Below are 13810 nucleotides of genomic sequence, written 5' to 3' on the forward strand. Positions count from 1 at the left end.
GTTCCGCAACCTCCGGCGCCTCCCGCTTGTCCTAGGGGGTGAGGCCGTCATGTGACGGCCTCACCGGGGAAGGGGATGCGATGAGAGCGGGAGCGTCAGCGGGACGACGGGCGGGGGCCGCCCTCGCGGTGATGGCGATGGCCGTGACTCCGGTCGTCGCGGGGGGCGGCACGGCGCAGGCCGCGTCGTGCACGACGAGCAAGGGGCCGTACCAGAAGCAAGTGGAGAAGTTCCTGGGGCGGCCGGTGGACGGGAAGCAGTCGGCGGCCGACTGCAAGGCGATACGCGCCTTCCAGACGAAGTACGGGATATCCCCGAACATCGGCTACGCGGGTCCGGTGACCTGGGGCGTCATGAAGATCATGAACGCCCAGAAGGCCGCGGGAAGCACTCCCAACAAGGCCGGCAAGTGCCCCACGAACAAGGGGCGGATCGCGTGCGTGGACCTGACGCGGCAGCTGAGCTGGATACAGGACGGCAAGAAGCTGACGTTCGGTCCGGTGCCGGTGCGGACGGGACGCAACGGCTACGAGACGCGCACCGGCGCCAACAAGATCTACTGGCGGAACATCGACCACTGGTCGACCATCTACAACGTCCCGATGCCCTACAGCCAGTTCTTCGACCGGGGGCAGGCGTTCCACTCGATCTCGGGCAGCGTGTGGTCGCCGCCGGGCTCGCACGGCTGCGTGAACATGCGCACGGCGGACGCGAAGAAGTACTGGAGTCTGCTCAAGAACGGTGACGACGTGTACGTGTACGGGCGCAAGCCCGGGACGTGACCGGTCGCGGCGTCGGCAGGACGGCGGGGCGGGCCCGCGCGGGAACTCCGCGCGGGCCCGCCCTTCTTGGTCCAGACCTCTTGACGGGACCTGGGGGCGGCAGTTCAATCACGGCGTGAACTAAGCCTTGAACAAAGGCGAACGGAATCGATCACCGGGCCCCCACGCCCGAGGCTCCCAAAAATGTCAGGTTCATGACTGACGTCCGTCCTCACGACCCCACGACCGTCCCGAAAGGCAGCGCCCCTGTGAAGGCACTCCCCCCACACCCCCGTCCGCGCCGACGCCTCCGCGCCCGCGGCCTGCTCGCCGCCGGCGCCACCGCACTGCTCACCCTCTCCGCCCTCACCGCCGCAGGCCCCGGCACCGGCCCGCTCCCCGCGGCACCCGCCGCCACCGCCGCCGTCACCACCTTCGCCGACGAGTTCGACGGCCCGGCCGGCAGTGCCGTCGACGGCGGCAAGTGGCAGGTCGAGACCGGCGACAACGTCAACAACCACGAACGGCAGTACTACACCGCCGGGAACCGCAACGCGGCCCTAGACGGCCAGGGCCACCTCGTCATCACCGCCCGCAAGGAGAACCCCGCCGGATACCAGTGCTGGTACGGCAGTTGCCAGTACACCTCCGCCCGGCTCAACACCGCGGGCCGCTTCACCACCACCTACGGCCACGTCGAGACCCGGATGAAGGTCCCGCGCGGCCAGGGCATGTGGCCCGCGTTCTGGATGCTGGGCAACGACATCGGCGACGTCGGCTGGCCCGCCAGCGGCGAGATCGACATCATGGAGAACGTCGGCTTCGAGCCCGGTACGGTCCACGGCACCCTGCACGGCCCCGGCTACTTCGGCTCCGGCGGCATCGGCGCCGGCTACACCCTCCCGGGCGGCCAGGCCTTCGCCGACGCCTTCCACACCTTCGCCGTCGACTGGAACCCGGACTCCATCAGCTGGTCCGTCGACGGAACCGTCTACCAGCGGCGCACCCCCGCCGACCTCGGCGGCCGCCAGTGGGTGTTCGACAAGCCGTTCTTCGTCATCCTCAACCTCGCGGTGGGCGGCTACTGGCCGGGCGACCCCGACGGCAGCACCGCCTTCCCGCAGCAACTGGTCGTCGACTACGTCCGCGTCACGACCTCCGACGGCGGGGGCGGCGGCACGACCGGCCGCATCACCGGGCTGGCCGGCAAGTGCGTCGACGTCGCCGGAGCCAACCCGGCCAACGGCACGCCCGTCCAGCTCTACGACTGCAACGGCACCGCCGCCCAGCAGTGGACCGCGGCCTCCGACGGCACCCTGCGCGCCCTGGGCAAGTGCCTGGACGTCAAGGACTTCGGCACCGCCGACGGATCCCAGCTGCAGTTGTGGGACTGCGCCGGCAGCACCAACCAGAAGTGGGTCCTCACCGGGGCGCGCGACATCGTCAACCCACAGGCGAACAAGTGTGTGGACGTCGCGGGCAACAACTCCGCCAACGGCACCAGGCTCCAGCTGTGGACGTGCACCGGCGGCGGCAACCAGAAGTGGACGCTCACGCCCTGACACCCCGCGGGGCGCCCATCGCCCCACGGCACCCCTCCCCCTCGCCGGACGCACGGTCCCCGTCACCGTCGCGTCCGGCGGGGCACTCCGCCCGACGCCGCCGCGACCAACATCATTAGCATGGGTGGCGCGGGGGGCACGTCGCGTACGCGGCGGTCCCGGGAACAAGCGGAGGTAAGGGCGTGCTGGAAGTCCTGGGCCTGGACCAGCGGGCCGAGGCCGTCTATCTCGTCCTCGTCGACAACCGCCCCCTCGCCGTCGACGAACTCGCCGCCCGCACCGGGCTGGAGCGCGATCCCCTGGAGAGCGCCCTGGTCCGGCTGGAGGACGGCGGCCTCATCGCCCGGATGCCCGGCCGCCCTGTGAGCTGGACCGCGCTGCCCCCGGAGCACGCCGTGGAGGTGCTGCTGCTCGCCCGCGAGCGCGACATCCGGCGGGTACGGGCGCTCGCCCACCGCCTGGGCGAGCGCCACCACCGGGCCAGGGCGGGCCAGGACTCCGCCTCGCTCATCGAGGTGATCTCCGGACGGGACGGAGTGGCCCGCTGCGGCCAGCAGTTGTTCCGCCGCGCGGAGCGGGAGATCCGGGGGATCGACGCGCCGCCGTACGCCGAGGCCGGTGACGGCACCCCCGTGAACTCGGTCCCCGACATCACCGGCCGCCGGCTCACCAGCCGCTTCATCCACGGCCGGGACGCACTGACCCTGCCGGGCGCGGTCGGCCGCATCGAACGGGACATCGCGGCGGGCGAGGAGGTACGCGTCCTGCCGCAGGCGCCGATGAAACTGCTCCTCGCCGACGACCAGGCGGGGCTGATCCCGCTGGTGGCCACCCCCCAGGTACTCGACACCTGCATCCTGGTGCACCCCTCGGCCCTCCTGGACGCGCTGAGCACCCTCTTCGAGACCCTGTGGCAGCAGGGCCAGCCCTATGTCCCCGACCGGGACGCGGAGGGCGGCGCCGACGACTTCCTCAGCGACGAGGAGCGCCGCATCCTCTCCCTGCTCGGCATGGGCCTGCCCGACGAGGCCATAGCCCGTCAACTCGGCATCGGCCACCGCACCGTGCAGCGGCGGGTGCAGGCCCTGCTGGTGCGGCTCGGGGCCACCAGCAGATTCCAGGCGGGGATCCTCGCGGCACGGCGCGGCTGGTGGATGCCGGACGGCGGCCAGGGGGCGCCCTGGCCGGAGACGGGCACCGCACCGGCGGCGGCCGCCGGGCCCTGACCCAGCGGCCCCGACTCCTCGGCCCCGGCCCCCCGGCCCCGACTCACCCCGCAGCCGGGGCATCCGCCCCGAGCCGCACACCGGCACCCGATGCACACCGTGGAGCCGGCCCACCGGACCGGCCCCACGATGCCCCGCGCATGCCGCCTAACGCCTGGTCAGAACCACGTCGGCGGTGACGGCGTCGCGACCGCGCGGCCGCACGGTGCGCTCTGCCGTCCGGTAACCCTCGGCACTCACCATGAGAGGGATCGCGCGTCCGGCGTCCGGGAGCCACAGCTCGTACGTGCCGTCCACGGCCGTGCTCAGCGTGTGTGTGCCCGCCCCGGACCCGACCCGGACCGTGGCCCCGGCCAGCGGCGTGGTGCCGCCCTGCCGCCCGGCACCACTGACGGTGCCGCTGAGGTGCGTCCAACCGGACGGCGCCACCACGGTCATGGTGACGGGCACGGTGACGGAGGCGTACGGCCCGTCGCTGTCGATGACCAGCCGCGCCTGGTGCACGCCCGCGTCGGCCGGCCCCATCGCGCCGGCGTCGACCGTGACGGTCAGCTCCGCCGTTCTGCCCGCGGCGACGGAGGAGGCGCTCGCCTTCCCCGCCAGCCAGGACACGTCCCCGTGGGGCGCGTCGTAGCCGGGCAGTTCGAGGGCCGACGTCTGCATCACGCCGTAGGGGCTCAGGCCGCCGAGGACGGCCCAGCCGGGCGCGCCTGCCGCCGCGTACAGCGGCTGCGGCAGGTTCGGCAGCGCGCTCCACGTGTCCGCGCCCGGATCGTAGGCGTACGCCTCGTTGGTCACCGCGCCGGCCCCGACCAGCACACCTCCGGCGGCCATGAGCCGGCCGGACCCGGTGGCCGTCGCGGCGCCCCAGAAGTCCACCGGCGGGTCGGCGATCGGCGTCCAGCGGCCCGCGGCACGGTCGAGGGCGTAGCCCACGGCCGTGGCGTGCGGAGGCTGTCCGTTGCCCTGGTGGACACCGCCCGCGCAGTAGAGCGTCCCGTCGACGGTCCCGCAGCTCTGCCAGGAGGTCGGCAGGGGGTAGGCCGGGCCCGAGGACCAGGTGTCGCTCGCCGGGTCGTAGACCTGCACGTCGCGCGTACCGCAGGAGACGCCGGTGCAGCCGCCGATCACATAGAGCCGGTCGCCGACCGCGGCCGCGGCGGAATTGCCGTACGCCTTGGGCGCGTCGGCGATCCGCGACCAGGTGTCGGTCGCCGGGTCGTAGACCTCGCCTCCGGCGATGGGCGTGCCCGCGCGGTTCTTGCCGCCGACGACGTACAGCTTGCCCCGGACGAACGCGTAGGCCGCGCCGCTGCGCTTGGTGACGGCAGGGGCGAGGTCCTTCCAGGTCGCCGTGGCCGGGTCGTAGGAGCGCAGGGCGGTGGTCCACTGGCCGTCGGGGGTCTGGCCGAGGCCGGTGTACAGGACACCGCCGTACGCGCCCGCGATACCCAGGGTCGTGGGCTGCGGGAGGTCCGCGAGCGGCTGCCACGCCTCCCCGGCGGTCGCACCGGCGGTCGCACCGGCGGACCGGCCCGCGGCCGGGGTGGCGGTCGTCGCGACGTCGAGCGGGTCGGGCCTGGCGGCCGTCCGCTCCCTGGCGGCACCGGGCAGTCGCGCCGGGGATCCCGCGACGGCCTGCTCGCCGACGGCGAGAGCGGCCGGGGCGCCCCCGGTGTTGCGCACCTTCACGGTGACGGTCTTCTTCTCACCCCAGGGGACGGTGACGCCCACCGCGCCGGGGGTGGCCCGCAGCCGGGACGGGCGCAGGGCGAAGTCCGCGGCGGTGACGGCGCCCGGCTTGACGGTCACGGTCGACGTGCCGGCCGGATACCCGAAGGCGGGCAGCCCGGCGGTGAACTCCTGGCGGCCGGTACGGGAGGAGAAGGCCCAGTACAGTCCGTCGCCGACGGCCGGGTCTCCCGGCGAGGCGATGCTCCGGCCGCTGTCCGCGGGGGACTTCACGGCGGAGACGGTGGCGCCGACGACCCCGGCACCGGTGTTGGCGTCCGTCACGCGGCCGGTCAGCAGCCCACCCGGGACGGTGACGAGGGAGCGGGTGCCGACGGCCACGTTGTCCAGCTGCCAGATGCCGGTCAGCGAGCCGGCGAAGTGGAAGCGCAGCCGCACCGACGACTTGCCGGCGTAGTCGGTGAGCGGAACCGACTGGTGGGAGGGGCCCTCCACGACGTCGGTGTGGTGCCAGAGGTTCTCCCAGCTCTCCCCGCCGTCGGTGCTCACGTCGATGTCGGCGGTGGGGTCGTTGAAGCGCCACAGGCTCGGCAGCGCGGTGTCGAACTCCAGCGTCGGCCGCGTTTCCTTCGAGAGGTCGTAGGCGGGGCTGATCAGCTCGGTGTCGACCTCGCCCCAGCCGAGCGCGTAGTCGTCGACCTGGGCGAAACCGCCCTCACCACCGGTCTGGTTGCCGCGGGTGAGCGGGTCGTCGAATCCCCAGCCCCCGGCGTCGGTGTGGTTGACGATGGTCCATCCCGCGGGCTTCGCGGCGGTGTCGAAGGACTGGAAGCCGCCGCCGCCGTACTCGACGGCGTAGCCGGGCGGGAGCGTGCCGGTGCCGACCAGGGGCAGCGCGAGGTCGGCGGTCTTCGCGGACGATCCGAGCGCAACCTTCGTCTCGGCCGGACGGTAGCCGGGGTAGAGACCGGTGGCGCGCAGGGTGTAGCTCCTGCCGCGCTCGAGGCGCACGGAGTAGCGGCCGGTCCTGGGGTCGGTGTACACGGTGCCGGGCACGCCGTCGACGGTCAGCCGGGCGTAGACGCCCCAGCCGTGGCCGCCGCCGTCGCGAACCGTCCCGGAGACCGTGGTGGTCGGCACGGCGGCGAGCGCCGCGTTCCTGGTCAGCTCCGTGCCGTCGGCGAGGGTGACCTTGCCCAGGTCCTTCTCGGCGTAGCCGAAGGCGTTGACGGTCAGCGGGTACGAGCCGGTGGGCGCCGCCAGCGACCACGTGCCGTCCGTGCCGGTGACCGCCGTGTGCGCGCCCAGCCGGACCGTCGCCCCGGGCAGCGCCTTGCCGGTGGCCCGGTCGGTCACCTTGCCGGTCACGGTGCCGTGCGGGCCGGGCCGGAAGGCGCCGACGCCCTTCGGTGTGCCCAGACCCGTCGGTCCGTCGTAGCCGGGACCGGCGGTGCAGCTGTTCGCGGGCTCGCACGCGGGCGCGGTGTCCGGGTCGCAGGGCGCGTCCTCGGAGCACTGCGCGTTGCTGCCGGTGGTCACGTCGTTGAGCGCACCGGGCGCGCGGTACGGGTACCCGGCCGGATAGGTGCCCTCGACGGGCTTCCCGGCCAGCGCGTAGAGGCCCGCGATGATCGGGGCGGAGGCGCTGGTGCCGCCGTAGACGCCCCATCCGCCGCCGGAGTAGGTGTTGTAGACGGCCACGCCGGTCTCGGGGTCGGCGACCGCGCTGACGTCGGCCACCGATCGCCGGTCACAGCCGGTGCCGGTCTGGAAGGCCGGCTTGGGCTGGTACGCGGAGCATCCGGAACCGCTGCCGCTCCAGACCGTCTCCGTCCAGCCGCGCGCAGCGGTGTCGCTCCTGCTGAGCGAGGTGCCGCCGACCGACGTCACGTAGGGGGAGGACGCCGGGTAGCTCAGCCCGTGGCCGTAGTCGCCGGAGGCGAACACCACGGCGGTTCCGGGGTGGTCGAAGTACGCCGCGTCCAGGGCCGCGAGGTCCGGACCGTCGTAGTAGGCGCCGTAGGAGTTGGACACATAGCGGGCGCCCAGCGCCACCGCGGTGTTGACGGCGGTGCCCAGGTCGTCCGTGGCGGAGCTGTCGGCCTCGACGAGGAGGATGTGCGCCTTCGGAGCGACGGCCGAAACCATGTCCAGGTCCAGGGATATCTCGCCGGCCCATCCGTCGTTGGGCTGCGGGTAGTCGGTGCCGCCGCGCTGGTCGACCTTGCGGAAGCAGCCGTTGTCGGTCGTGCAGGCCGGCAGGCCGAACCGGGTGCGGTAGGCGGCGAGGTCCTGTTCGGCCATCGGGTTGTCGTACGCGGCCACGATCGCGATGGTCTCACCGGCACCGCCGCCGGCGGGCAGGTCGTACGCGGAGCGCAGGTCGGCGGGACCGAATCCCTCGGGTGCGCCCGACCGCGCGGTGCGGCCGCCGTCGGTGTCCGCCTGGCGTACCGCGAAGCAGCCGAAGTGCCCGGGCTGCGGGGTGCCGCAGAGCGACTCGCTCGCGGGCGCGGTGTCGTCGGCGACGGCGGTGCTCTGCTGCGGCAGTTGGACGGCGAGGGCGGTCAGCAGCAGGGCCGCGGCCGTGCCGGTGGCACGCCGCCACCGGGACGCCGGCGGACCGGCGGAAGGGCCCCCGGGTCTGGGCAGGGGGCGTCGTGGACGGGGAACGAGCACAGGGCGACTCCGATGCGGAGGGCGGGGTGGACGGCGCAGACCGGGACAACAATGTCGGCCGGTCTGCGGGCGTTCGGCCGGAAGAAAGATCACCCGCACCCGACAGCCGGGTCAATGCGCGGAGTTGGCGTCTTGACGCCGTGACGTATTCACGCCTTCTTGACCATGGGTCCACCATGGCGCCTCACGCGGCCGAGTACGGCCCGGCCGGTCACACGGCCGCGTACGCCGCCCCGGCGGGGGCGGGGCCCGCGATCGCCGTGGCGGCGGGCCTGCCGGACCGGCGTGCGGGGGCCTCCTCTTCCCGGGGCGTCCCGCGTCGTCGTGGCGTCCGATGCCGTGGCGCGGTCCGCGGAGAGCGGGTGGGCTGACGGCGGGCACGCTGGCTTTCCCGGGGGTGCGGGCTGTGCGGGCTGGTTCGAGGGTCAGCCGTCGTCGGCTGTCTCGCCGTCTCGCTCCCTTTGGTCGCAAAGACGCGGGCTGCGGATGGGAGGGTGGCGGTTCGGGGCTTCGTTGCGGTGTGCGGGCCGGTGGTCGGCGGGGGTTCAGGCGCCGGAGCGGGGTGCCTTTCCAGTGGCGGGGGTCGCGTTGCCGTCCGCGGGTATAGATGGCTGGTTGCGACGCCCACCCTTCGTGGTGGGCGCGCCCGCCGTAACCCGCGTCTGCGGCTGATTCGAGGTGCTGGTGGGGGTGGGCGGGACATCGGGCTCGCTTTCGCCGACATATTCGGCGGAACAGAGCCCGATCTTTGCGCCGAGGGACATCGGGCCCGCTTTCACCGACTATGTCGGCGGAACAGAGCCCGATCTCGCAAACCAACCAGCCGAACCCGTCGCCGGCAGGGGAATTACCCGCAGACGCCGGTTACGGCAGGCGCGCCACCCACGAACGGCGGGCGTCGCAACCAGCCATCTCTACCCGCGGGCGGCAACGAGACCGATGCCACCGGAGAGGGACCCCGCTCCGGCGCCTGAACCCCGACCACGCACCCACCCGCACACCGCCACGACGGACCAGCCGCCCACCCTCCCCTCCGCAGCCCGCCGCCTTGCGACCGAAGGGAGCGACACGGCGCGACCGCCGAATACCGGCAGCATCGCCCCAGCGCCGCCCCGCACCCGGGGCCCGACCCGACCCGGCGGGACGAGGGGCACGCGGTCGCCGCCGGGCTGCCGAGGGGGCGGATCGGCGAGCCCGGCGACGCGGCCCGGGCCGTTGGCCGGCCCGCCCCGGGGCGGTCAGAACTGCACGTCGGAACAGGCGTAGAAGGCGTTGCCCGTGTCCGCGACGGACCACACGGCCAGAATGATGTGCCGTCCGGTCCGGCCGGTGGGCATCGTGCCCTGGTGTGTGACGGTGGCGGGCGGCCTGGCGCCGTTGTAGTTGACGGTCAGGAACGGCGTCAGGGTGAGCGCGGAACGCGTGAGCGGCCGGCTCGGGTCGAAGCCCTGCTTGGTGATGTAGTACTTGAAGTCGCTCGTCGCGTGCGGAGCGGTGAACTGCCAGCGGAAACTGTAGTTCTGACCGCTCGTCACCTTGGTCGTCGGCCAGCCCGTGCCGCCGCGCGGATTGTCGAGCTGGGCGAACCTGCTGTTGCCGCCGGCGCAGATGGTGCCGTCGGAGGGACCGGAGGACGGGAAGCCCTTGGGGCCCTCGACGCTCTGCGGCTCCCACTGGATGTCGCCGCAGTTGGTCACGGTGCCGTTGGCGCAGAGCTTCTGACGGCTGATCGGGGCGTCGGTGTAACCGTGACTCCAGGCGCTGCCGGTGCCCAGCGCGGACAGCCCGACAAGGCCCAGGCCGACGACGGCGGCGCCGAATTTCCTGTGCATGCTTCGCTCCTCGGAGAACGTGGGGGAGTTCTGAGAGCAGTGCGCAGCCTGCAGGCGCTAGGTCTAGACCAACAGCGAAGATACTCCCACGCTTTGGTCATGTCTAGACCAAAACCAAAGGAGAAGCCCCGGCCAGGACGGGGGGATCTGGCCGGGGCGGTAAGGGAGTTCGCCGCGGACGCTCGTGGGTCCGCCGGGCGATCTGCAATTAGTTTAACAGTGAATGAGGAGTGCTTCGCACCACCCAAACGTGTCAACGTTGTGGGATCGCGCACATGCGCGGGTCCAGCACCCGCTGCAGCCGGTACGCCACCGGCCGGAATCCGACGGCCGGCCAGTGCGTGGCCGACACCGGCGAACCGGCCGGCCAACTGGCCGTGATGTGCCGGTAGCCACTGTCGTACGCCCACGCCAGCGCCGTCGCCAGCAGCACCCGGCTGATGCCCTCGCCGCGCGCGGCCTGGGTCACGTACGCCTCGACCAGTTCCACGCACCCGTCGGGCACCACCGGGCCCGGCGCCGCCGGCGTCAGCACCACCATGCCGATCTCCTCGCCCCGCCGGGCGGCCACCCACGCCCCGCAGCGCGCGTCGGCCAGGGCGTCCGCGTAGTGCGTCCGCAACCTCGCCAACGCCCCCTCGGGCTGCGGCCGGAACACCGCCGTCCCCCGGTCGGCGCGGGCCGCCTCCACCGCCATCCGCCCGATCCGGTCCAGGTCGCCGGGCCCGGCCCGGCGCACCGACAGCGCGTCCACCCCGCGCGGCTGCCGGCCGCGCGGCCGTACCGCCATCAGGCCCCGCACCCGCTCCAGGCCGAAGCCGGAGCGGAACCAGGCCGAGGCGAACTCCTCGTCGGCGGGCAGGTCCACGTAGTGCACCGGCCGCCGCTCCGCGACGAGGCGTTGGGCCACCGCCGCGTACAGCGCCCGCAGCACGTCCTCGCGCACCCCCTCGCGGCCGCCGCGCAGCGCGTGCCCGCCGTACCGGACGAGGGCGGAGCGGGGATGTGCGCGCAAGCCCGCGCGGTCGTCGTCGGCGAAGTCCAGCGGGGTCGCGGCGAGGTAGCCCGTGAGCGCCCCGTCCCCGCCCCGGGCGAGGACCGCCTCCACGCGCGGCTCCGCCAGGATCTTGCCCAGCAGCTCCTCCCCCTGCGCGGGTGCGGCGGTGCGGCCCGACTGGTGGGGCAGGGACTTGCGGGTCCTCGCGTACCAGCGGTCGAGGAGGGCCGCTGCCTCGGGGAGGTGCTCGGTGGTCAGCGGAGCGATGGCGACAGTCATGGTGGACCGCGACGCTAACGGTCGCGCCGGGCGACGGCAAGGCCCGCCGGGCCGGCTCAGCCGGTCCAGGCCGGGTGCCGCGGGTCGTCGGTGTGCACGAGGATGTCCGCGGCCTCCCCGGGTGCCGCCTCGTCCTCGTAGCGGGCGTACGCCGGGAGCGTCCAGCGCTCCTCCTCCGGCGTGCGGCGGGCCAGCGCCGCACGCGACATCCGCAGGTGGACGCAGAGGTCGAAGGGGAAGCCGTAGCCCTGCAGGAGCGCGCCCTCCAGCAACAGCACGCCGCCGGGCGGCAGTTCCTCGTACGCCGCCCGCGTCGCACGGTCCGTTGCCGGGTCCCACAGCGACGGCAGCACGCGCCCGGTGCCGCCGGGCGCGAGCGGGCCGAACACCTCGCGCCACAGGGCCCCGGTGTCCAGCCAGCGCTCGTAGTACGCGTCCGGGTCCCGGCGCCCGGCCTCGTAGCGCTGCGAGGCCGGGCGCCAGTAGGTCTCCGCCCGTACCCGCACCACCGGCCGGCCCCGCAGCCGCAGGGCCTCGGCGAGCGCCTCCCCCAGCGCGCCCGGCCGCGCGGCGGGTGCCCCGTCGACCGCGATCCGGGGGCGCTCCCCGCCGTCGTCCGGCTCCAGTCCCACCACACGGTCCGCGACGGCCTCGGTCAGCCGTTCCCAGGTCACAGGCGTCAGTCGCACGCCCCCATAGTGCCGCTCGGGATCACGGCCCGCGCACGGGGCCCTCGTCCCGGCCTCCGCCACGCCCCCGCCACGCCGTTGGCCCCCCGACCCGGCCACACCCTTCTCCCGGCCCCGGACCCGGCGCAGCGCACCGACCGGGCACCGGTCACTCGCCGTCGGGCGCCTCGCCGGGCCCGTACGGCACCCGCAGGTCGACGGTGGTGCCCTCGCCCAGTGCGCTGCGGACGGTGAGCCGCGCGTCGATGAGCTCGGCCCGCTCGCGCATGGCGGACAGCCCCATGCCCCGCGTCTGCGGCGAGGGGGGCTCGGCGGTGCGGAAGGTGTCCCGGCCCGCCGCGGTCGCCGCGGCCATGCCGTGCCCGTTGTCGGTGATCGACACGTGCAGGATGCGTTCGTCGCTCTCCAGATCGACCACCACGCGGGTCGGCTCCGCGTGCTTCACCGCGTTGGTGATCGCCTCCTGGACGATCCGGTACACCTGCGCCTGCGTCTCGGAGGTGAGCCGTCCGCCGAGGGTGTCCGCGTGCGGGCCGAGCCGCAGTTCGGTGCGGATGCCGTAGGTCTCGAAGGAGCGCCGGCACAGTGCCTGCAGCGCCGGGCGCAGCCCGAGCTCGTCCAGGACCACCGGGCGCAGGTCGACGATGAGGTGCCGCAGCGAGGCGATCTGGTTGCCGACCAGACCGCGCGCCTGGTCAATGGCCTCCCGCATGGCCTCGGGACGCCCGTCCGCCGCGGCGGTGGACAGCACCACCTGGACCGCCCCCAGCTCCTGCAGGGTGTCGTCGTGCAGCTCGCGCGCCCAGCGGCGGCGCTCGCGCTCCTCACCGTCGTGCCGGGCCCTGACACGCTCCCGGCGCAGCCTGGCCTCCCTGCGCGAGGCCGAACGGACCGCGAAGAGGGCGTAGGCGACCAGCAGGAGCGGCAGCAGGTGCAGCACGTTCAGCGACGGCTGCTGGGCGACGCGCACCGTCCCGGCCACGGTCAGCATCAGGGAGAACGCGATGGCCACCATGAGCCAGACCCGGTGCCTCGGCGCCACCAGCGGCGTGAGCAGCAGATAGCACAGGGCCGCGGCGAGGGCGAGGACCAGTTCCCACCCCTGGGAGCGGTCGGTGACCTCCATGACGGTGGCGGCCGCCAGGAGACAGGTGCCGACCCCCTCGAGGACCAGGCGTGTCCCGGTCCGTCCAGGGCCGGACGCCGTCATGCCACCAGCCCGCGCTCTCTGGCCACGGCGATCAACTCGGCCCGGCTCTCCTTGCCGAGTTTGTCGCGCAGCCGCGACCGGTGCGTCTCGACGGTCCGTACGGAGACGAACAGGCGCCGGGCGATCTCCTGGTTGGTGTGCCCGAGGGCCAGCAGGGTCAGTACCTGGGCCTCGCGGTCGGTCAGCGGCTCCTCGTGGTGCCGCTCGGCCAGGTCCAGGTCCTCGACGGCCAGCCGCGCGCCCAGCGAGGGCTGCACATAGGTGGCGCCCCCGGCGACCTGGTGGGCGGCGGCGAGCAGTTCCTCGGCCGCGGCCTCCTTGAGCAGGTATCCGGCCGCGCCGGTGCGCAGCGCCTCGCGCGCGAACGCCGGGTCCTCCTGCATGGTGAGCACCAGAATGCGCGTCCTGGGCGACTCGGTCAGCAGCGCGGGGATCGTCGGCAGGCTCGATCTGCCGGACATGGTCAGGTCCAGCACGAGCACCCGCGGATGGTGCCGCCGGACGGCTTCCAGGGTCTCTGGGACGGTGGACGTCTCGGCGACGATCTCGAAGGCCGGGTCGGCCGCCATGAGCAGCCGCATGCCCGCCCGCACCACCAGATGGTCGTCGGCCAGAACGACCGAGATGGCCGGGTGCGGCTGCCTGCCGTCGGGGCGGCTGAGGACGTCCATAGCAGCCACGGTAGATCGGGCGCGCGCGTCGGGCAGCCCGCGCCGCCACTGTTGCGGGAAACCCGCGGTCACATATGCGGAAAACCCCCGATGACCTTTGCGGATCCGCGGGGATGCGGCTGCCCCTGTGGGGAGGCAGGCTCGAAGTGAGTGTTTGAAATGCCTACCAATGCCTGTCAAAGCCCCGCCTGACCCGGAAACCGCCGCCCCAC

Annotated in this window: 9 protein-coding genes; 3 read left to right on the forward strand and 6 right to left on the reverse strand. The window is 73.6% G+C overall.

Annotated features, from left to right (window positions below):
• Window positions 1-137 precede the first annotated feature (137 nt).
• From AB0F62_RS30150 to AB0F62_RS30160, 3 genes are all read left to right on the forward strand, one after another.
• Window positions 138-782: a L,D-transpeptidase family protein gene (locus AB0F62_RS30150; protein WP_361806150.1), complete on the forward strand. Its 645-nt coding sequence runs from the start codon at window positions 138-140 to the stop codon at window positions 780-782.
• A 248-nt stretch (window positions 783-1030) separates the two neighbouring features.
• Window positions 1031-2323 (forward strand): family 16 glycosylhydrolase, encoded by a 1293-nt coding sequence (locus AB0F62_RS30155; RefSeq protein WP_361806153.1) that lies wholly within the window; start codon window positions 1031-1033, stop codon window positions 2321-2323.
• A gap of 182 nt (window positions 2324-2505) precedes the next feature.
• The gene (locus AB0F62_RS30160) at window positions 2506-3549 is read left to right on the forward strand and encodes a helix-turn-helix domain-containing protein (RefSeq protein ID WP_361806156.1); all 1044 of its coding nucleotides are present in this window, start codon (window positions 2506-2508) and stop codon (window positions 3547-3549) included.
• A gap of 147 nt (window positions 3550-3696) precedes the next feature.
• Here the strand turns inward: AB0F62_RS30160 and AB0F62_RS30165 are convergent, their stop codons facing one another.
• From AB0F62_RS30165 to AB0F62_RS30190, 6 genes are all read right to left on the reverse strand, one after another.
• The gene (locus AB0F62_RS30165; RefSeq protein WP_361806159.1) at window positions 3697-7920 is read right to left on the reverse strand and encodes a carboxypeptidase regulatory-like domain-containing protein; all 4224 of its coding nucleotides are present in this window, start codon (window positions 7918-7920) and stop codon (window positions 3697-3699) included.
• 1238 nt (window positions 7921-9158) lie between these two features.
• Window positions 9159-9752, reverse strand: coding sequence for a lytic polysaccharide monooxygenase (locus AB0F62_RS30170; protein WP_361806162.1), 594 nt, complete (start codon window positions 9750-9752; stop codon window positions 9159-9161).
• A 253-nt stretch (window positions 9753-10005) separates the two neighbouring features.
• Window positions 10006-11028 carry a GNAT family N-acetyltransferase gene (locus AB0F62_RS30175; protein ID WP_361806165.1) on the reverse strand — a complete coding sequence of 341 codons (1023 nt, stop codon included), beginning with the start codon at window positions 11026-11028 and terminating at the stop codon, window positions 10006-10008.
• A 56-nt stretch (window positions 11029-11084) separates the two neighbouring features.
• Window positions 11085-11717, reverse strand: a complete 633-nt coding sequence (locus AB0F62_RS30180; protein WP_361806168.1) for a uridine kinase — start codon at window positions 11715-11717, stop codon at window positions 11085-11087.
• 148 nt (window positions 11718-11865) lie between these two features.
• Entirely contained in the window at window positions 11866-12927 is a 1062-nt protein-coding gene (locus AB0F62_RS30185; protein ID WP_361806171.1) for a sensor histidine kinase, read from the reverse strand.
• Window positions 12924-13598: a response regulator transcription factor gene (locus AB0F62_RS30190; protein WP_361806174.1), complete on the reverse strand. Its 675-nt coding sequence runs from the start codon at window positions 13596-13598 to the stop codon at window positions 12924-12926. The genes AB0F62_RS30185 and AB0F62_RS30190 overlap by 4 nt, the downstream gene beginning before the upstream one ends.
• Window positions 13599-13810: the final 212 nt, after the last annotated feature.

Origin of the sequence: Streptomyces sp. NPDC026673 (assembly GCF_040638135.1) — a bacterium.
Lineage (GTDB): Bacteria > Actinomycetota > Actinomycetes > Streptomycetales > Streptomycetaceae > Actinacidiphila.